Raw genomic sequence first — 20,119 nt, forward strand, 5'->3', positions numbered from 1 at the left:
CCGGCACCGTTGCCATGACGGTGCCGGTGCGGCACGAATGGAGAGGAAGATATGGCCGGAACGAAAGAAATTCGAACCAAGATCAAGAGCGTGCAAAACACGCGCAAGATCACCAAGGCGATGGAGATGGTCGCCGCGTCCAAGATGCGCAAGGCGCAGGAACGGATGCGCAACGCCCGTCCCTATGCTGAGAAAGTGCGCAATATCGCGGCGCACCTGGCTGCGGCCAACCCCGAGTTCAAGCACCCCTTCATGGTGGCACGCGAGATCAAGCGCGCCGGCATGATCGTGGTAACGACGGACAAGGGGCTGTGCGGCGGCATGAACACGAACGTGCTGCGCGCGGTAACCAATGAGCTGCGTGAGCTGCAAAGCCGCGGCGTGGAGGTGCAGAGCACCGCCATTGGTTCCAAGGGCTTGCAGTTCATGGGCCGCATCGGCGCCAAGGTGCTCTCGCACGTGGTGCACCTCGGTGACACCCCGCATCTGGAAAAACTGATCGGTGCCATCAAGGTCCAGCTCGACGCCTTCACCAATGGTGAAGTCGATGCTGTGTACCTGGCTTACACCAAGTTCATCAATACGATGAAGCAGGAGCCGATGGTGGAGCAGCTGCTGCCGCTCCCCGCCGACAAGTTTGCCCAGACCGAAGATGAAAAGCGCGCCTACTCGTGGGATTACATCTACGAGCCCGACGCACAGACCGTAGTGGAAGAATTGTTGGTCCGCTACGTCGAAGCGCTGGTGTACCAGGCCGTGGCCGAAAACATGGCGTCCGAGCAATCGGCGCGCATGGTGGCCATGAAGGCGGCATCCGACAATGCCAAGAACGTGATCGGCGAACTGCAACTGGTCTATAACAAGACCCGTCAGGCAGCGATTACCAAGGAACTGTCGGAAATCGTCAGCGGTGCCGCAGCCGTCTAAGGCGTCAAGTATTCAAGCTATCGGAGATACGAAATGAGTATCGGAAATATTGTGCAGTGTATTGGCGCCGTGGTGGACATCGAGTTCCCCCGCGACGCGCTGCCTAAGGTCTACGAAGCGCTCGTGCTGGAAGACAGCAACGAAGCCTCGTTCGCCGAGAAGGGCCTGACCTTCGAAGTGCAGCAACAGCTGGGTGACGGCGTGGTGCGTACCATTGCCCTCGGCTCGTCGGACGGCCTGCGCCGCGGCATGGCAGTGAAGGGCACTGGCGCCCCGATCTCGGTGCCCGTCGGTCACGGCACGCTGGGCCGCATCATGGACGTGCTGGGTCGTCCCATCGACGAAGCCGGCCCGATCGCTTCGGACGAGCTGCGCTCGATCCACCAGAAGGCCCCGAAGTTCGACGAACTGTCGCCTTCGGTTGACCTGCTCGAAACCGGCATCAAGGTGATCGACCTGGTGTGCCCGTTCGCAAAGGGCGGCAAGGTGGGTCTGTTCGGTGGCGCCGGCGTCGGCAAGACCGTGAACATGATGGAGCTCATCAACAACATCGCCAAGCAGCACAGCGGTTTGTCGGTGTTCGCCGGCGTGGGCGAGCGTACCCGTGAAGGGAACGACTTCTACCACGAAATGAAGGACTCGAACGTTCTCGACAAGGTGGCCATGGTGTTCGGCCAGATGAACGAGCCGCCGGGCAACCGTCTGCGCGTGGCACTGTCCGGCCTGACCATGGCCGAGAAGTTCCGCGACGAAGGCCGTGACATCCTGTTCTTCGTCGACAACATTTACCGCTACACGCTGGCCGGTACCGAAGTGTCCGCACTGCTGGGCCGTATGCCTTCCGCAGTGGGTTACCAGCCGACGCTGGCCGAGGAAATGGGCAAGCTGCAAGAGCGCATCACCTCGACCAAGACTGGCTCGATCACGTCGATCCAGGCCGTGTACGTGCCTGCGGATGACTTGACCGACCCGTCGCCTGCTACCACCTTCCTGCACTTGGACTCGACCGTCGTGCTGTCGCGTGATATCGCCGCGCTGGGTATCTACCCGGCAGTCGATCCGCTCGACTCGACCTCGCGTCAGCTGGACCCGCAAGTCGTGGGTCAAGAGCACTACGACGTGGCCCGTCGCGTGCAGCAAACGCTGCAACGCTACAAGGAACTGCGCGACATTATCGCGATTCTGGGCATGGACGAACTGTCGCCGGAAGACAAGCAGTCGGTGTCGCGCGCTCGTAAGATCCAGCGTTTCCTGTCGCAGCCCTTCCACGTTGCGGAAGTGTTCACGGGTTCGCCGGGCAAGTACGTCACGCTGAAGGAAACCATCCGCGGCTTCAAGATGCTGGTGGACGGCGAGTGCGATCACCTGCCGGAGCAAGCGTTCTACATGGTCGGCTCGATCGACGAAGCCTTCGAGAAGGCCAAGAAGCTCCAGTAAGCGGCGTTTTTCGCTGCCAGCGCCGTAGTGGCGGCCGCCACGGACAGCAACGTCCGGGGCGGCCACGCTTAGCCGGGCAGCGGAATACCTGCTTCCTGGCAACGGGAAGCCGAAGCTTTCAGGGACTAAAGGAATTCACATGGCAACCATTCTTGTAGACGTCGTCAGCGCCGAATCGTCGATCTTCTCCGGTCAGGCGAAGTTCGTGGCACTGCCGGGCGAGTCGGGCGAGTTGGGTATCCTGCCGGGCCATACGCCGCTGATTACGCGTATCCAGCCGGGCGCGGTGCGCATCGAGAAGGAAGACGGCAGCGAAGAGTTCGTGTTCGTGGCCGGCGGGATTCTCGAAGTCCAGCCCAAGCACGTCACCGTGCTGGCAGACACCGCTATCCGCGGCAGCGATCTCGACGAAGCCAAGGCGCAGGAAGCCAAGCGCGCCGCCGAGGAGCTGATGCAGAACCAGAGCAGCGATCTCGACCTGGCACGTGCCCAGAGCGAGCTTGCCGTGGCAGCAGCACAGCTGGCAGCGATCGCGCGCCTGCGCCGGAAACGGTAAGAAAAGCAGGGCCGCCGCAGCTGTTGTTTTTTTGGCGGCGGCGAAAAAAAGGCAGCTGCGAGGCTGCCTTTTTTTTATGCCAACGACTATTCTGTCGGCTCAGGACAAAAAAAAGCGCGCGGGCCGGGGAGGCACCGCGCGGACGGGAAAATCCCTTCGAGGGGTCAATTCGAAGGAACGGGTAAGGTCCAGGTCAACCAACAGGCGCTAACCACATTCTTGGTGGTCCAGCACTCGGTCAGGCGGTATTGATCGCATTCAGACGATCCAACCAGCCGGAACCGGCAAGCGCCAACATCATCTCAACCTGGTACACCGATCACAGGCATCGCTTGTGATCCGGTCAATCTGGGTGGGAATGCTTCCTTAGGCTTTCTTCCATGACGCCCTCCCTTTCTGTTGGGGGAGGGAACGCCTTTCACAAAAACTGATTGTGTTGAAGCATTGTGGGGGAAACTTTTGGGGATGGCAGTAACAAAATGTATCGGTTTGCAAGAAGTTGAAAGCGCGGTAACTAAATAAGCGTCTAAATCGGCATAAATAGGCACGTTAGACCACGTGCCACCGCACTTGCCACCAGGCGGCGGGAACATCACTGCGCGGCGCGGGTCCGATAGCTTTCGCTGATCCTGCCATCCGCCTTGCGGTCCGGCCAACCACTGCCATGCCGCTTTCCTTCCCCTTTCCCCCTTTTTACCGCTTTGCCCAGGCCCCCGTCGATATTGCAAGAGGCCTTGTCCAGCATAGGCTGGCGGCGCTGCTGGCCACGTCTTTCATGGCGGCTGGCCAGGCTGGCGCGGTTGAGGCGCAAGCCCCCGCTGGTGCGCTCTGGCAAGGCGAGCTCGACGGCCACATACAGGTATCGCTGACGATATTTCCGCGCGCGGGCACTGGCGGGATCGACGGCACGGCCCGTTACGATTCAATGCTTGCCTCCTCGCCGCGTCAACTCGATGGCCAATTGACATCCGACGGACGGCTGAGCGTGCGCGAGCGCGCCACCGGCCAGGCGCCTGTTGAGTATCCCGAAGCTCGCGATGGTGCACGTTTCGAGGGCACCGTCTCCTCCGATGGGTTGAGTGTCAGTGGGGAATGGATGAATACCGACGGTACCCGGCGCCAGGCATTGACGCTCACGCGCAAGGCAATCTATCGCGAGCGCGTCGTAAATGTGGCTGGCGCACGTCTTACCGAACGCTATCCCGAAACCGGCCGCCCGCACGTGGATGCCCTTATTACGTCACTGCGTGCCAGCGGCTGCGGCCAGGGCGAACAGGAATGCCGTAGCGCGATCGAGATAATGCGGCTGGATGCCGGCAACGTCGGCCTGCTGCGCACCACCTGGCGCTACAGCGGTGGCGCGCATGGCAGCCTCGACTTCGTGAGTGGCACGTGGCGGCGCCACGGCCCGGCGGGTGCGGTGGCATCCGCGCCAACTGCCCAGCCGGGCTATCGCCGGGTCGGGCTAGCCGATCTCTTGCAGCCGGGCGAGGCCTGCCTGCAAAAACTCAACGACGAGCTACAAGCCGCACTGAAGCGGCAGGGCGCAGCCGAGCCCGCGCGTGGCGTGCTTGACGCCCAAGCGCTGCAGGAGTCGCGCGTCCCGTTTACCCTGTACCGCGGTGGCGTGGTGTTGCACTATGCCCCCTACGCGGTCGGCCCATTTGCGCAGGGCGCTTACCAGGTAGCGGTGCCGTTCGCGCGGCTGGGCAGTTGTGCCCGCCCGCCCGGTACCGGCCGCGACAAGTCCCCCGAACCCTTTGAGAAGGAATCGACGTGAGCGAGATGCAGACAGCCATTCGCGGCATGCTGGCGATGAAGACGGTAGCCGTGGCCGGCCTGTCCGGGCACCCGGACCGGCCCAGCCATGAAGTAGCCGCCTACCTGCAGCGTCACGGCTATCGCATTGTCCCCGTCAATCCGCGCCATGCGGGCGAGCGCATCCTGGGCGAGACCTGCTACGCCAGCCTCGGCGCCGCCGCCGCGGCCTTGGCCAAGTCCGGGCAGCGCATTGATTGGGTCGATATCTTCCGCCGCGCCGCCGATGTGCCGCCGGTGGTCGCGGATGCCATCGCGATCGGCGCCCGCGGCGTCTGGCTGCAACTTGGCATCGTCAATGATGCGGCTTTTGCCCGGGCCACCGCCGCCGGGTTGCTGGCGGTGCAGGACCGCTGCAGCAAGATCGAGCTGATGCGCCAGGCTGCCTGATCCCGCTAAACTAGTCACCCTAGCTCCCGATCCCGCCCTCAATCCCGCCCTCAATTCAGTCCCAAGCAGCCATGGCCATCGATCCCCAGCTTCTCGATTACTACCGCCGGCTCTCCGAACGCTACGCCGGGCAGCCCGAGCCGGCCGGTGCCGCCGGCCGCCGCGCGCGCTTCGCCGAGATCGCGGCAACCTCGGTCGTGCCCGACCCGGAAGGCATCCAGTCCACCGACATGGAGCTGGCGCTACCCGGCCGCACGCTGGCGGCGCGATTGTTCCGCCCGGAAGGCGTGGCCGAGCCGCGCCTGATCGTCTATTTCCATGGCGGTGGCTGGGTGGTGGGTTCGCATGACACCCATCACAGCGTGGCAGCGCTGCTCGCCGCCGACACCGGCTGCGCGGTGGCCAGCGTGGACTACCGGCTGGCACCGGAGCATCCGTTCCCCGCGCCGTGCGATGACGCGCTGCAGGCGGTGCTGTGGTTCGCCGAGCAACGCGTCCGGTTGCGCCTGGACGCTAGCTTCCTGGCCGTGGCGGGCGACAGCGCGGGCGGGCACCTGGCCGCGCAGGCCGCGCGCTGGGCCAATGCGCACGGGCGCCCCGGCCTGGTCAACGCCCAGTTGCTGATCTATCCCGTGGCCGCGCCGGTGCTGGCCAGCGAAAGCTATCGCGCCTTTGCGGATGGCCCCGGCCTCACCCGCGACGAAATGGCTTGGTTCTGGACGGAATTCATCGGCGCCGAGCGCCTTGCCGCCGGCGCCGCCATCGAAGACACGCGCATCCACCTGATGGGCGCCGCGCCACAGCACCTGCCTCCGGCCAGCGTGGTGATGGTTGCCGCCCACGACGTGCTGCGCGACGACGGCCTGGCCTACGCTGACTACCTGGTGCGCTACGGCGCGCCGGTGATCACGCTGGAGGCAAGCGGGATGACGCACGGCTTTGCCCGCCTGCAGCCCGATGCCCCGCGCGCGCGCGAATGGATGCGCCGCGCCGCGCAGGCCTTCAAGGAACTGGCGGCGGATATCTAAGCTGCCGGCGGCGGCCGGCCATCCCGTAAAATGGCGGTCTTACGAGGATGACCATGACCGCATTGCAGAACGATACCTTCCTGCGCGCGCTGCGCCGGCAACCGACCGAGTACACCCCGCTGTGGCTGATGCGTCAGGCGGGGCGCTACCTGCCCGAATACAATGCTACGCGCGCTCGCGCCGGCAGCTTCCTGGGCCTGGCCAAGAACCCGGCCTACGCGACCGAGGTTACCCTGCAGCCCCTCGAACGCTATCCGCTCGATGCGGCCATCCTCTTCTCCGACATCCTGACCGTGCCCGATGCCATGGGCCTCGGGCTGTCGTTTGCCCAGGGCGAGGGTCCGCGCTTTGCCCACCCGTTGCGCACCGAAGGCGACGTCAAGAAGCTGGCGGTGCCCGATATGGCCTCGCTGTCCTACGTGTTCGACGCGGTCAGCGAGATCCGCCGGGCGCTGGTGCAGGACGGCCGCCAGCGCGTGCCGCTGATCGGCTTCTCGGGCAGCCCCTGGACGCTGGCCTGCTACATGGTCGAGGGTGCCGGCTCCTCCGATTTCCGCACGGTCAAGGCCATGATGTACAGCCGCCCCGACCTGATGCACCGTATCCTGGAGATCAACGCGCAAGCTGTGTCGGCCTACCTGAATGCGCAGATCGAGGCAGGTGCGCAAGCCGTGATGCTGTTCGACACCTGGGGCGGCACGCTGGCCGACGGCATGTACCAGACGTTCTCCCTGGCCTATATGCGCAAGGTGCTGGCCGGACTGAAGCGCGAGCACAATGGCGAGCAGGTGCCGGCCATCGTGTTTACCAAGGGCGGCGGATTGTGGCTGGAGGCGCTCACCGAGATCGGTGCCGATGCGCTCGGTCTGGACTGGACGGTCAACTTGGCGCAGGCGCGCCGCCGCACCGGCGGCAAGGTGGCACTGCAGGGCAATATCGACCCCAATGTGCTGTTTGCGCCGGAAGCCGCGATTCGCGAGCAGGTGCGTGGCGTGCTCGACAGCTATGCCGCCGGCGGCGGCAGCGACGGACACGTCTTCAACCTTGGCCACGGCATCTCCCAGTTCACCCCGCCCGAGAATGTGACGGTGCTGGTGGACGAGGTGCATCGCTACAGCCGGCAGCTGCGCACCGCGGCAAGGTGACAGCTGGTGCACGTCTTCCCTCCCACCCGGGGGTACCGCCTGTGCGGCGCAGCGAGCTGGCTTCGCGCGCCGCACCCGGACGGGCGGGTGCCGGGGGAGGCTTGCCCGAAGCGCTGTCAAGTAAACTATTTTGCAATATTTCGCCCTTTCGGTGCCGGTTCTCGCTTGTCAAGGCTTGACTTATGCACATCAATGGGTTTTCCGCAGTGCAAGAGCGGGTTAGTCCCTAACTCATCTGAGGGATGTCGCCAAGTCCTTGATTTACAAGGCATTGCATCTGGCCACGCACAGGCTGGAATGCCCGTGGGAGCCTTGTTTTACGGGGCTTGCCGGGAACTCCGGGCGAGTTTTCAACAAAGTTATCCACAGGCGCTGCCCGGGGCCGGGAAAACCAGCCATCTATCATCGACTTAGGGGCACATTTGAAGCGTTACTTTAAGTTGATGTTGCACCGCACACTGAATTTGTCTGGAAAGCGGCTCAGCCTCGGCCTGCACATGCATTGGGCTTGCTCGCCCCAATCTGGACCGTACCCACCGCTGCGCTGGACGATCGGCCCCGGAGGCGCGGTGTGACGTCACCGGTGATCCCCGAGCAAACCGGGCCGGCCGCGGAGCCCACCGGCGGCGCACCGCTTGCCGTTGTGCGGGTGGCGCTCGATACGCCGGCTGACGATGTCTTCGATTACCTTGCCGGCCCGGAAGTCCAGCCCGGCGAACTGGTCACGGTGCCGTTCGGCCGCCGTACGCTGGTCGGCGTGGCCGTATCGCGTTGCGCGCACTCCGATGTACCCGCGGACAAGCTGCGTTCTGTCGCACAGCGCCTGGACTGGCTGCCGCCGCTTGGCGCCCACTGGATTGCGCTGGCTGGCTTTGCCGCACGCTATTACCACCGCTGCCTGGGCGAAGTCATGCTGCCCGCGCTGCCTCCAGCCCTGCGCGAGGCCGACGGCTGGGCGCGGCTGGCACTGCGTGCCCGCAGCGAACACTACCGCGTGGCCCCGGGGCAGGGCGAGGCGCTGTTGGCGGCGGTGCCGCCGCGCGCCCGCACCGTGCTGGCGCTGGCTCAGGCACTGGTGGCAGCCGCCGGGGAAGGGCGAGCGGTATCCGCCGCCGAGGCGCGCGTGCTATGCAGCGCGGCGCCCTCGCGCCTGGCGCAGTGGGCCGAGGCCGGCTGGGTGATCTCCGAGCGGGCCGACCAGCCCTTGCTGGGCGCGCCCTCGGCTGCCGAGCCGTCCACCGCGCCGCCGCTGCATGAAGAGCAGCGTGTGGCCGTGGAAGCGATCGGGCAGGCCAAGGGATTCGCGCCGTTCCTGCTCCACGGCGTCACCGGCAGCGGCAAGACCGAAGTCTACCTGCACGCCATGGCCGACGTGCTGGCGCGCGATGCGCAGGCGCAGGTGCTGATGCTGGTGCCTGAAATCAACCTCACGCCGCAGCTGCAGGGCCGCATTGCCTCGCGCTTTCCCCATCTGCCGCTGGCGGTGCTGCATAGCGGCCTGGCCGACCAGGAGCGCACGCTGCAATGGCTGGCCGCGCACCGCGGCGAGGCCCGCATCGTGCTGGGCACGCGGCTGGCGGTGCTGGCCTCGCTGCCACACCTGGCGCTGATCGTGGTCGACGAGGAACACGACACGTCCTACAAGCAACAGGAAGGCCTGCGCTACTCCGCGCGCGACCTGGCCGTATGGCGGGCCAAGCAGCTCGGCGCGGCCGTGGTGCTAGGTTCCGCCACGCCGTCCATGGAGTCCTGGTGGCGTGCGGAGCAGGGCACCTACCGCAAGCTGGTGCTGCGTGAGCGCGCCCAGACCGATGCCACGCTGCCCACGGTGCGGCTGATCGACATCAACCAGGAACGCCAGCGCCAGCGTGCCCTCTACGAAGGGCTGTCGGTGCCGTTGCTCAACGCCATCGAGGCCCGCCTGCAGCGTGGCGAGCAGAGCCTGCTGTTCCTGAACCGGCGCGGCTACGCCCCGGTGCTGGCCTGCGATAGCTGCGGCTGGCTCTCCGGATGCCCGCGCTGCTCGGCCTATATGGTGCTGCACCGGCCGGAGCGCCGCCTGCGCTGCCACCATTGCGGGCTGGAATCCTCGGTACCACACCATTGTCCGGATTGTGGAAATGTGGATGTTGCACCACTTGGACGAGGCACCCAGCGTATCGAGGAGGCCTTGGCGGCACGCTTCCCGCAAGCGCGCATCGCCCGCATCGATGCCGACTCCACGCGCCGCAAGGGCAGCGCGCAGGCCATGTTCGATGAGGTTCACGCGGGCGAGGTCGACATCCTGGTCGGCACGCAGATGGTGGCCAAGGGGCACGACTTCCAGCGCGTGACCCTGGTCGGCATCGTCCATCCGGACGCCGCCATGTTCAGCCACGATTTCCGCGCGGCCGAGCATTTGTTTGCCTCCCTGATGCAGGTGGCCGGACGGGCCGGGCGGGCAGGGCTGGCGGGCGAGGTGCTGATCCAGACCCGCTATCCCGATGCATCGGCATTGCAGGCATTGGTACGCCATGACTATGATGGATTCGCGGCTACCCAGTTGCGCGAGCGTCGCCAGGCCGGGTTGCCCCCGTTTGCCTACCAGGTGCTTGTCACGGCCGACCATGCCGAACTGGAGCGTGCGCTGGCCTTCCTCCAGAGTGCGCGGAATCGGGCTGATGCGTGCCGGATGGCGCCGGAGGTGCAACTCCATGACCCGGTGCCGATGTCGATGGTGCGGGTGGCTAACCGGGAGCGCGCGCAAATGCTGGTGGAAAGTACCTCGCGCATTGCACTGCAAAGATTTATCAGCGAGTGGGTGCAAACTTTTGGCGAGGCGCTGGGCGATGCCAAGGGCGTGCGCTGGCAGTTGGAGATCGATCCTTTGCGTATCTGAGTGGATACCTGAGTGGGGTCCGGTTGCGCCAGGGGCAGCCCAGCACAAGGTGCGGTGCAACCATTTTTCCTGATGTATCTGAGTGGTTGTACCTAGTTGCACCTTTGGTTTGCCCGGGAGTATGATCGCGCCAATCTGCCGGTTTCCCCGCAGTCAGGAAGCCGGTGTCCGCGTCTTACGGAGAATCAAGCGCATGGCCACCACCACCCTCGGCGTCAAACTCGACGACGCCTCCCGCGAGCGCCTAAAGCGCGTTGCGCAGTCGATAGACCGCACACCGCACTGGCTGATCAAGCAGGCAATCTTCACGTATCTGGAGCAGGTCGAACGGGGCAACATCCCGCATGAGACCAGCGCCACCGGTACGGGGAGCGAGGGTGCGGCGGACGGTGCCGACACTTTTGACGGCGCGACTGGTGATGGCGCGATACAGCCTTTCCTCGAGTTTGCGCAGAGCGTGCAGCCGCAATCGGTGCTGCGCGCGGCCATCACCGCCGGCTATCGCCGCCCGGAGTCCGAGTGCGTGCCGGTGCTGCTTGAGCAGGCTCGCCTGCCACATCAGCAGGCCGAAGCCGCTCTCGCCATGGCCCGGACCCTGGCCACGCGGTTGCGCGAGCGCAAGGTCGGCACCGGCCGTGAAGGGCTGGTGCAGGGCCTGATCCAGGAATTCTCGTTGTCCTCGCAGGAAGGCGTGGCGCTGATGTGCCTGGCCGAGGCGCTGCTGCGCATTCCCGACAAGGCTACCCGCGACGCGCTGATCCGCGACAAGATCAGCGGCGCCAACTGGCAGTCGCACCTGGGACAGAGCCCGTCGGTGTTCGTCAATGCCGCCACCTGGGGCCTGTTGTTCACGGGCAAGCTGGTGGCCACGCATACCGAAGCCGGCCTGTCCAAGGCGCTGACCCGCATCATCGGCAAGGGCGGCGAGCCGCTGATCCGCAAGGGCGTGGACATGGCGATGCGCCTGATGGGCGAGCAGTTCGTCACCGGCGAGACCATTTCCGAGGCGCTGGCCAACGCGCGCAAGTACGAGGCCGAGGGATTCCGCTACTCCTACGACATGCTGGGCGAAGCGGCCATGACCGAGGCCGACGCGCAACGCTACCTGGCCTCCTACGAGCAGGCCATCAACGCCATCGGCCAGGCTTCGCGCGGGCGCGGCATCTATGAAGGCCCCGGCATCTCGATCAAGCTCTCGGCGCTGCATCCGCGCTATAGCCGCGCGCAGCATGAGCGCGTCATCAGCGAGCTGTACGGCCGCCTCAAGTCGCTGACCTTGCTGGCCCGCCAGTACGACATCGGCATCAATATCGACGCCGAGGAAGCCGACCGCCTGGAAATCTCGCTCGACCTGCTGGAGCGCCTGTGCTTCGAGCCCGAGCTGGCCGGCTGGAACGGCATCGGCTTCGTGGTGCAGGGCTACCAGAAGCGCTGCCCGTTCGTGATCGACTACCTGATCGACCTGGCCCGCCGCAGCCGCCACCGCCTGATGATCCGCCTGGTCAAGGGCGCGTACTGGGACAGCGAGATCAAGCGCGCCCAGGTGGACGGGCTGGAGGGCTATCCGGTCTACACGCGCAAGGTCTATACCGACGTGTCATACGTGGCCTGCGCGCGCAAGCTGCTGTCGGTGCCGGACGTGATCTACCCGCAGTTCGCTACCCATAACGCCCACACGCTGGCGGCCATCTACCAGATCGCCGGCCACAACTACTACCCCGGCCAGTACGAGTTCCAGTGCCTGCACGGCATGGGCGAGCCGCTGTACGACCAGGTGGTCGGCCCGCTGGCTGACGGCAAGTTCAACCGCCCGTGCCGGATCTACGCGCCGGTCGGCACGCATGAGACGCTGCTGGCCTACCTGGTGCGCCGCCTGCTGGAAAACGGCGCCAACACGTCCTTCGTCAACCGCATCGCCGACGACACCATCTCGCTGGACGAACTGGTGGCCGACCCGGTGGCCGTGGTCGAGCAGATGCACGCCGATGAGGGCGCGCTTGGCCTGCCGCATCCGCGCATTCCGCAGCCACGCACGCTGTATGGCGAGTCGCGCGCCAATTCTGCCGGCATCGACCTCTCCAACGAGCATCGCCTGGCCTCGCTGTCGTCCGCGCTACTGGCCGGCACGAGCGAGGCGGTCAGCGCCGTGCCGCTGCTGGGCACGGAAACCGCCGCTGGCGAGGACGCCAATCAGCCGGCACCTGTGCGCAACCCGTCCGACTTGCGCGACGTGGTCGGCCATGTCACCGAAGCCAGCATGGCCGAGGTGGAAGCCGCGCTGCAGGCCGCAGTGAACGCCGCGCCGATCTGGCAGGCGACCCCGGCCGATGTGCGCGCCGCCGCGCTGGAGCGCGCCGCCGAACTGATGGAAGCGCAGATGCAGTCCCTGATGGGCATCATCGTGCGCGAGGCCGGCAAGACCTTCTCCAATGCCATCGCCGAAGTGCGCGAGGCCGTGGACTTTCTGCGCTATTACGCCGCGCAAGTGCGTGAGACCTTCTCCAGCGACACCCACCGCCCGCTCGGGCCGGTGGTCTGCATCAGCCCGTGGAATTTCCCGCTGGCCATCTTCACCGGCCAGGTCGCGGCCGCGCTGGCTGCCGGCAACACCGTGCTGGCCAAGCCCGCCGAGCAGACCCCGCTGATTGCCGCCCAGGCCGTGCGCTTGCTGCGCGAGGCTGGCGTGCCGGCTGGCGCCGTGCAGTTGTTGCCGGGCCGCGGCGAAACCGTGGGCGCCGCGTTGGTAGGCGACGCTCGCGTCAAGGGCGTGATGTTCACCGGCTCCACCGAAGTGGCGCGCCTGCTGCAACGCAGCGTGGCCGGCCGGCTGGACGCGGCTGGCCGCCCGGTGCCGCTGATCGCCGAGACCGGCGGCCAGAACGCGATGATCGTGGACTCCTCCGCGCTGGCCGAGCAGGTGGTTGGCGATGTGGTCAACTCCGCCTTCGACTCGGCCGGCCAGCGCTGCTCCGCGCTGCGCGTGCTGTGCCTGCAGGAAGAAGTGGCCGACCGCGTGCTGGAAATGCTCAAGGGCGCCATGGATGAGCTCACCATGGGCAACCCGGACCGTTTGTCCACCGATGTCGGCCCGGTCATCGACGAAGAGGCGCGCGGCAACATCGTGCGCCATATCGACGCCATGCGCGCCAAGGGCCGCCGCGTCCACCAGGCCGACCCGAACGGCGCGGCCAGCGCGGCCTGCCGCAATGGCACGTTTGTGTCGCCAACGCTGATCGAGCTCGACAGCATCGAAGAGTTGCAGCGCGAAGTCTTTGGCCCCGTGCTGCACGTGGTGCGCTACCCGCGAGCCGGCCTCGACACGCTGCTTGCGCAGATCAACGGCACCGGCTACGGCTTGACCATGGGCATTCACACCCGTATCGACGAAACCATCGAGCACATCGTCGAGCGCGCGGAAGTGGGCAACCTCTACGTCAACCGCAATATCGTGGGCGCGGTGGTGGGCGTGCAGCCCTTCGGCGGCGAAGGCCTGTCCGGCACCGGCCCCAAGGCGGGCGGCCCGCTGTACCTGCACCGCCTGTTGTCAGTCTGCCCGCAGGACGCCGTGGCCCGCGTGGTGCGCGCATCCGACACCCTCGGCGGCGCCGACGAGACCGGCCCGGTGCGCCGCACGCTGACCGAGGCACTGGGTACGCTCAAGGAATGGGCGCAGCGCGAGAGCGCGGCGCTGCCCGGGCTGGCGGCGGCGTGCGAGCGCTTTGCCGCGGCCTCGGCGGCCGGCCTGTCGGTCACGCTGCCCGGTCCCACCGGCGAGCGCAACACCTACACGCTGCTGCCGCGCGCCGCCGTGCTGTGCCTGGCCCAGCAGGAGACCGACCTGGCCGTGCAGTTGGCGGCCGTGCTGGCGGCCGGCAGCCAGGCCGTGTGGGTTGAAAGCCCCATGGCCCGGGCCCTGTTTGCGCGCCTGCCCAAGGCAGTACAATCGCGCGTCAGCCTGGTGGCCGACTGGTCGGCCAGCGATACCAGCTTCGACGCGGTTCTTCACCATGGCGACTCGGACCAGTTGCGCGCTGTGTGCGAACAGCTGGCCACGCGCCCCGGCCCGATCATTTCGGTGCAAGGCCTGGCACATGGTGAACCGAATATCGCCATCGAGCGTTTGTTGATCGAGCGTTCGCTGTCCGTCAATACGGCGGCAGCGGGCGGCAATGCGAGTTTGATGACGATCGGCTAACCGCCGGGCGTCGATCGAAGCGACGCGAGGCAGCGGTGATCCCGCAAACCTCGCGTATTTGAAAATCGGGGAGCGTTTCGCGCCACACCCGGACGCGTCCAAAAACGCAGCAAAGGCTATAGAGAATAGCTACCAAGGAGAACAGATGAACTCGACTTTCCACAAGACGGCCCTCACCGTCGCCCTGTCCGTTGCTGGCCTGTGCGCCACCTCGGCCGCCTTCGCCCAGGCGCAGGAAATCAAGCTGGGCTTTGCCGCGCCGATGACCGGCGGCCAGGCGCAATACGGCAAGGACATGCAGAACGGCGTTGTCCTCGCCATCGAGGAAATGAACGCGACCAAGCCCAAGATTGGCGGCAAGGACGTCAAGTTCGTACTGCTCTCTGAAGACGACGCGGCCGACCCCAAGACCGGCTCGGTGGTCGCGCAAAAGCTGGTCGACAACGGCATCCAGGGCATGCTGGGCCACTTCAACTCGGGCACCAGCATCCCCGCGTCGATGGTCTACAACCGCGCGGGCATTCCCCAGATCGCCATGGCAACGGCACCTGAGTACACCCGCCAGGGCTTCAAGACCACCTTCCGCATGATGACTTCCGACACCCAGCAGGGCTCGGTGATCGGTGCCTTCGTGGTGAAGAAGCTGGGCGCCAAGAACATCGCCATCGTCGACGACCGCACGGCCTACGGCCAAGGCCTGGCCGACGAGTTCGAGAAAGCCGCCAAGGCCGCCGGGGGCAAGATCGTGCGCCGCGAGTTCACCAACGACAAGGCGGTGGACTTCAAGGCTGTGCTGACCAACATCAAGCGCAGCAACCCGGACGTGATCTTCTTTGGCGGCGCAGAGACGCAATCCGCGCCGATGGCCAAGCAGGTCAAGGAACTCGGCATGAAGTCGCCGGTGGTGTCGGGCGAAATGTCGAAGACCGACAACTTCCTCAAGCTGGCCGGTCCTGCCGCCGAGGGCACGGTCGTCTCGCTGGCCGGCCTGCCGCTGGAGCAGATGCCCGGTGGCACCACCTACGAGAAGAAGTACGAGAAGCGCTTCGGCAGCAAGGTGCAGACCTACTCGCCGTACGCCTATGACGGCGCCACCGCCTTGATGACCGCCATGATCAAGGCGGGTTCGGCCGATCCGGCGCGCTACCTGCCGGTGCTGGCGGCCACCAACATGCAAGGCGTGACCACCAAGACCCTGGCCTACGACGCGCGCGGCGACCTGAAGGACGGCGGCATCACCGTCTACAAGGTGGTTGGCGGCAAGTGGACCGTGCTGGAGACGGTTGGCGGCAAGTAAGCTATTGCGCCCGCCAAGGCACCATTAGCGTCCTGCATCTGACGCCATCCCAGTGGGATGGCGTTTTTTGTTTTGCGGCAGGCGAATTCGCCATGCGCCGTCAGGCGGCAAGACGTGGGCGGCCTGGCGCCAAGTCACGGTCGTCCTTGTGCGATGCGGTTTCGAGCCTCTTCGATCACGCGGAGTGCGGTGATGTCATTGGGCACACCCTGTGCCAGGCCGGCGAGCCGTTGTTGAGCAGCCTCCATCTGTCCGCGCTGTGCCAGGATACGGATCACCTGTTCCGCCGAAGGGGAAGCGACAATCGCGATAAGTCCACGCGGATCTGCATCCTCTCGCATGACAAGCGTGGCAATGTGATCCGCCGCCCCTCCGCCTGAAAGCCTTGCTTCGATCGCGGCGGTGGCGGACAGCCAGTCGTTGTAGCGAGCTAAATCGAGAAAATCAATCGAGCCGGTGTCGTTGGCGAAAGTCGGCTGGCCTTGCGTGAGGAGTTCCTGGAGCGGGCGCAGGGTCTCCAGGTGGAGCGACGAAAGCGCATGCGGCAACAGGACCATAGCGGCAAGCTCCTCAGCCAGGAGCCCACTGGGTACACCTGCATGCCCAATGGCCTGCAGTGCCTGACGCTGAGCCTTGGGTTCCTGGATCAAGGGCAGGAGGAAACCCAGTTCCTTCGCGTACTCGGCTCGGCTTATGGTGCCGCCTGACAGAGCGGCGTTCAAGATGGGGATGCTATCGGGGAACAAGCCTAGTCGCGCATATTGCATGACCGCCTGATGTGCAATTTCAGTGTCAGATGAGCGGGCCGCCTTTGCGAGCATGGCTGCGACCTGAGGATTAGCCCCGAGGCGAGATTGCTCGGCGGCAGACAAGGCCAGGTCGGTTTCATATTGCGATGCCATCAAGTTGACCAGAGCGCGTTTGACCTGCTCGGCGTGGACGGTCCCATACAGACTGGCTTCAATCCGCAACGCCGTTCTGGCACTGGGCGGAAGTGGCAACAATCTGATCGTATCCAACAAGTACTGGGCACTTGTCGGGCTAAGGCGAGTGGCCTCGAAGTCACGCCAAAGCCAGTCGAATTTTTGCTCGGGTGTGAGGCTTGCATCCGAGACAATGCGTTGCGTATAGCGCTGAAGGCTTTCAAGATCGGCCCTCTCGCCAAGGGCGGCCTGATTCGACACCGGCTTCGCGACAGCCATTTGCCGTGGGGGCGTGGCAGGTGCACCCAGCACCGATTGCCGTTCCGTCAAGGTCTGAGTGTTGGGTTGTTCGGACGAGTCTTCAGCGGACAACGCGCGTATTCCGACTAACACCACAATGACGGCAAGTCCGCCCACGGTGAGTCGTATTAATATATTTTTCTGCATTTCCTACTTCTTCTTTAGCTCAACGCCTCTCTCGCTGAGCATAGTGAAGAGATTCTCTGGGGTCGTAGACTTGAACAGGCTAGTCCACAGAGTTGGGTTTCCACTGCTGAGCGGCACATAGGCATCGACAACAAATTTGTCGCAACGATATAGCCCACGAATCGGCGGACGATAGCTGGCGCACATCGGAGGCCGGCATGCCGGCCGCGCAGAAACATAGCCATCCGTTACCGTGTAGTCGGCGCCAACCAGTCCAATGAGCCTGGCGTTGTGGACGATGGCGTGCTTCATACTAAGGTTGACCAGATAAGAGCATGCTGCATCGCTACACAAGCGTTGTTGCGGAAGCTTGTCCAGGCCGGCAACGGAAGCAGCTCCCCAATATCGCGTTCTCGATTTGAAGTCGGCCAGACTATTCGTCTTGATGGCATTTCCGGCGACGTTGAGCGCTTCGATGACATGGCTGCCACTCCAGATGCCGACATGTCCTACGCCTCCAAGGCCCCATATATCCAAGTTTCTCCCCACAACGTCCGCGGCATCTGCAGGGTCCCAGCCGATCTTCGCCGGCATGGCCGGGGGGCGCTTCCATTGTGCCTGGGCCGTCGCGGCCATAATCAGGCTCGGCAACAGTGCGAGCAGCAGAGTTTTCGGATATCCGAATATACGCATTGAAACCTCCCCAGATAGGCTGACGGGCATTTTCGCGAACTTGGCCGGTGCGGCGGGATCGGTGCCATGCGTACAAAGTAGTTGAGTTGCCCGGGTTACCTCAATCGGCACTTTCTGAAATTGGGGCAGGAAATTTCTGCTTGGTGCAGGTGCGGCTTCCAGGCGGCGTGAGGTCGGGTGCCGGCTGGTCTACCTGGTCCGCGACAACGAAAACCCGACAGATATCCTCGTTCTGGCGGCTGGCCGGAAGGTGGCGTTGCCGTTTCTGCATACATTGGGGCAAAGCCGTTGTCCAGCGTTGCGGCTGGGATGGGAATCGCCCCTTTTTCTCACGAGCAGGAGGGGGCCACGATGGCGCATAATCCCGCACTCGCACATCCACCCCGAAGGAGCAGTCCGTGTCCGTGCAGGAAGTCAGCTACGACCACGCCATCGAGCTAGCCAACGCAGAGCGCTACGATGAAGCGCTGGTCATTCTCGACCAGCTTTCGCAGGCGCAGCCTCAAGTGGTGGATTTCGACTGCCTGCGGGCACGCCTGCATTTTGACCGCGGCGACGCGCAGGCCGCCTTTGCCGTGCTCGATGCGGCGCTGGCCAAGCTGCCCGGGCTGCCGCTGCACCCGGCGCACCGCTGGTCCTCGCGCGGCGTGATCGCGCATCGCTACGGCATGCTGCTGATGGGGATGGAGCGCTTGCAGGAGGCGCTGCCCTGGCTGGAAGAGGCCGCGCTGCGCAACGGCTTGTCTTCCGGCGAGTGGAGCGCCCGCCTGCATGCGGGGCTGGTGCATTACCGGCTGGGCAATTTCGCCGCGGCCGGCGCTTACTGGTATGACCTGCTTTATCGCGCGCCGGATCTTGGCGCCGAAGACATCCTGGGCCAGGCGCTGGCCCACGTGAATGCCGCCGGCGACAAGGCTGAGCCGATGCTGCGCCTATGCCTGGCGCGGATCGGCCTGGACAACCCCGACCTGCTGGAGCTCGACGAGGCTGCGGGCGATGCCCTGGCCGCCGAGCAGGCCGCCATCGTGCTGGCCAGCCAGCCGGACCACCCGCACGCCCGCCGCATCCGCGCGCCGCTGCGCTACCGCGCGGGCGAGCTCGATGGTGCCTGGGACGATTTCGCCACCTACCAGCGCAAGGCGCCGGACCCCAAGGCGCAGGTGCGCGAGCTCGAATGGCGCCACCAGTCCGGCGAGGCCGAGCCTTGGCTGCGCTTTGCCTTTGTCGAGGGCGCGACGGATGCGACCGGTTACTACAACGCGGGCGTGGCGCTGGCTGAGTTCATGGACGCGGTGCCGGCCGCCGAGGCGGCGCTGATGCCGCACCTGATCAAGGCCTATCGCCTGGGCCTGGCGCGCTTCGAAGCCTACTTCGCCACCGGCGAGGGCGGCTACGACGACGCCGATCCCCATATCTACTCGTTGCTGTGCCACAACCTGGCGACCCGGCTGGAAGGCGACGGCAACCGCGCGGAGCGCATCGCGCTGCACGAGAAGGGCATCGCGGTCAGCGAATTCATCGAGCACTGGATCGACCTGCTCGAATGCCTGGAGGCAGCCGGCCAGCACGGCAAAGCCGTGGAAGTCGCGGGCGACGTGCTCAACCGCTATCCGCTGGAGCGCGATCCCGCCAACGTGGGCTGGATCTTCAGCCGGTTGGTGAGCACCTGGAAGGCCATCGGTGGCACGGAAGTGACGTCGGCGGCCCGTGACGCGCTGGCGCACATGGATGCGCGCGCCGACGCCTTGCCGGTGGAGGAACGCAGCCAGACCGCGCACGCGCTGGCGCACGCCCGCGCGCACTTCGCGGGGCTGCTGCGCAATGCCATGGACAGCATGGACCAGCACGACCGCACCGACGCGCAGGCCGAGATCGAGGCCCTGCAGCGCCGCGCGCTGCTGATCGAGGACGCGTGGCTGTGCAACCAGTTCGGCATGATCTGGCGCGGCCTGGGCGCGCCGGAGCGCGCGTTGCCGCTGTTCGAGCAAGCCATCGCGCTGACCTCGGACGATGCTGCGGACCAGGCTTTCCCGCGCCTGCAGCGCGCGCTGATCCGCAACGGCGAGAAGCAATACGCGCAAGCGCTGACGGACTTCGAGGCGGCATTTGCCGCGCGCAACGGCTGGGACGGAGAGGCCTACCTCGGCGCCGTCGAGGCCGCGCTGGGCCTGGAGCAGCGCGAGACCGCGCTGGGCTACTTCGACAAGGCGCGCGCGAGCGGCGCCGCGCAGGGCAAGACGCGCTCACTCTATGCCCGCATGGAAACCGGCCTGCGGGCGACGCGTCCGGGATGGAAGTTCTGGGGCGTGTAGCCGGCGGGGCGGGCCGCATCCTCGGCCCAGCCACGATAAAAAAACGCCATCCCTGTAAGATGGCGTTTTTTTACGTGTGAACGCGTCATGTTGA

Annotated in this window: 13 protein-coding genes; 11 read left to right on the forward strand and 2 right to left on the reverse strand. The window is 65.4% G+C overall.

The features are described 5' to 3' along the window. Positions 1–51 precede the first annotated feature (51 nt). From atpG to AC1RQK_RS23350, 10 genes are all read left to right on the forward strand, one after another. Positions 52–927 (forward strand): F0F1 ATP synthase subunit gamma, encoded by an 876-nt coding sequence (gene atpG, locus AC1RQK_RS23305; RefSeq protein WP_006157250.1) that lies wholly within the window; start codon positions 52–54, stop codon positions 925–927. A 33-nt stretch (positions 928–960) separates the two neighbouring features. Continuing rightward, entirely contained in the window at positions 961–2,364 is a 1,404-nt protein-coding gene (gene atpD / locus AC1RQK_RS23310; RefSeq protein WP_150987508.1) for a F0F1 ATP synthase subunit beta, read from the forward strand. A gap of 139 nt (positions 2,365–2,503) precedes the next feature. Then, on the forward strand, positions 2,504–2,920 hold the full coding sequence (locus AC1RQK_RS23315; protein WP_043350759.1) for a F0F1 ATP synthase subunit epsilon: 417 nt from the start codon (positions 2,504–2,506) through the stop codon (positions 2,918–2,920). Between the two features lie 664 nt (positions 2,921–3,584). After that, the gene (locus AC1RQK_RS23320) at positions 3,585–4,700 is read left to right on the forward strand and encodes an RsiV family protein (protein WP_492375608.1); all 1,116 of its coding nucleotides are present in this window, start codon (positions 3,585–3,587) and stop codon (positions 4,698–4,700) included. Between the two features lie 5 nt (positions 4,701–4,705). Continuing rightward, positions 4,706–5,128, forward strand: coding sequence for a CoA-binding protein (locus AC1RQK_RS23325; RefSeq protein ID WP_492375617.1), 423 nt, complete (start codon positions 4,706–4,708; stop codon positions 5,126–5,128). A 71-nt stretch (positions 5,129–5,199) separates the two neighbouring features. Then, positions 5,200–6,156 carry an alpha/beta hydrolase gene (locus tag AC1RQK_RS23330; RefSeq protein ID WP_492375607.1) on the forward strand — a complete coding sequence of 319 codons (957 nt, stop codon included), beginning with the start codon at positions 5,200–5,202 and terminating at the stop codon, positions 6,154–6,156. A gap of 47 nt (positions 6,157–6,203) precedes the next feature. Then, positions 6,204–7,301 (forward strand): uroporphyrinogen decarboxylase, encoded by a 1,098-nt coding sequence (gene hemE, locus AC1RQK_RS23335; RefSeq protein WP_492375606.1) that lies wholly within the window; start codon positions 6,204–6,206, stop codon positions 7,299–7,301. Between the two features lie 583 nt (positions 7,302–7,884). Continuing rightward, entirely contained in the window at positions 7,885–10,179 is a 2,295-nt protein-coding gene (locus AC1RQK_RS23340) for a primosomal protein N' (RefSeq protein WP_492387242.1), read from the forward strand. Positions 10,180–10,372: 193 nt separating this feature from the next. After that, entirely contained in the window at positions 10,373–14,374 is a 4,002-nt protein-coding gene (gene putA, locus AC1RQK_RS23345) for a trifunctional transcriptional regulator/proline dehydrogenase/L-glutamate gamma-semialdehyde dehydrogenase (protein WP_492373535.1), read from the forward strand. A gap of 145 nt (positions 14,375–14,519) precedes the next feature. After that, positions 14,520–15,671, forward strand: coding sequence for a branched-chain amino acid ABC transporter substrate-binding protein (locus tag AC1RQK_RS23350; RefSeq protein WP_492373534.1), 1,152 nt, complete (start codon positions 14,520–14,522; stop codon positions 15,669–15,671). Between the two features lie 134 nt (positions 15,672–15,805). Here AC1RQK_RS23350 and AC1RQK_RS23355 read toward each other — a convergent pair whose 3' ends face one another. Beyond that, on the reverse strand, positions 15,806–17,041 hold the full coding sequence (locus AC1RQK_RS23355) for a hypothetical protein (RefSeq protein ID WP_492811422.1): 1,236 nt from the start codon (positions 17,039–17,041) through the stop codon (positions 15,806–15,808). A gap of 3 nt (positions 17,042–17,044) precedes the next feature. Next, complete coding sequence (locus tag AC1RQK_RS23360) at positions 17,045–17,713, reverse strand: hypothetical protein (RefSeq protein WP_492373532.1); 669 nt, start codon at positions 17,711–17,713, stop codon at positions 17,045–17,047. Positions 17,714–18,111: 398 nt separating this feature from the next. Here AC1RQK_RS23360 and AC1RQK_RS23365 point away from each other — a divergent pair, with 398 nt between their 5' ends. Beyond that, the gene (locus AC1RQK_RS23365) at positions 18,112–20,025 is read left to right on the forward strand and encodes a tetratricopeptide repeat protein (RefSeq protein ID WP_492811425.1); all 1,914 of its coding nucleotides are present in this window, start codon (positions 18,112–18,114) and stop codon (positions 20,023–20,025) included. The last annotated feature ends 94 nt before the right edge of the window (positions 20,026–20,119 follow it).

The sequence above is a fragment of the Cupriavidus sp. GW822-FHT02D05 genome, from assembly GCF_058802485.1.

Excerpts from the sequence above, each read along its gene's own strand:
- putA (WP_492373535.1), top strand. The coding sequence starts at position 10,373 with ATGGCCACCACCACCCTCGGCGTCAAACTCGACGACGCCTCCCGCGAG.
- AC1RQK_RS23360 (WP_492373532.1), bottom strand. The coding sequence starts at position 17,713 with ATGCGTATATTCGGATATCCGAAAACTCTGCTGCTCGCACTGTTGCCG.
- AC1RQK_RS23330 (WP_492375607.1), top strand. The coding sequence starts at position 5,200 with ATGGCCATCGATCCCCAGCTTCTCGATTACTACCGCCGGCTCTCCGAA.
- AC1RQK_RS23350 (WP_492373534.1), top strand. The coding sequence starts at position 14,520 with ATGAACTCGACTTTCCACAAGACGGCCCTCACCGTCGCCCTGTCCGTT.
- AC1RQK_RS23355 (WP_492811422.1), bottom strand. The coding sequence starts at position 17,041 with ATGCAGAAAAATATATTAATACGACTCACCGTGGGCGGACTTGCCGTC.
- atpG (WP_006157250.1), top strand. The coding sequence starts at position 52 with ATGGCCGGAACGAAAGAAATTCGAACCAAGATCAAGAGCGTGCAAAAC.
- AC1RQK_RS23325 (WP_492375617.1), top strand. The coding sequence starts at position 4,706 with ATGCAGACAGCCATTCGCGGCATGCTGGCGATGAAGACGGTAGCCGTG.
- hemE (WP_492375606.1), top strand. The coding sequence starts at position 6,204 with ATGACCATGACCGCATTGCAGAACGATACCTTCCTGCGCGCGCTGCGC.
- AC1RQK_RS23315 (WP_043350759.1), top strand. The coding sequence starts at position 2,504 with ATGGCAACCATTCTTGTAGACGTCGTCAGCGCCGAATCGTCGATCTTC.
- AC1RQK_RS23320 (WP_492375608.1), top strand. The coding sequence starts at position 3,585 with ATGCCGCTTTCCTTCCCCTTTCCCCCTTTTTACCGCTTTGCCCAGGCC.
- atpD (WP_150987508.1), top strand. The coding sequence starts at position 961 with ATGAGTATCGGAAATATTGTGCAGTGTATTGGCGCCGTGGTGGACATC.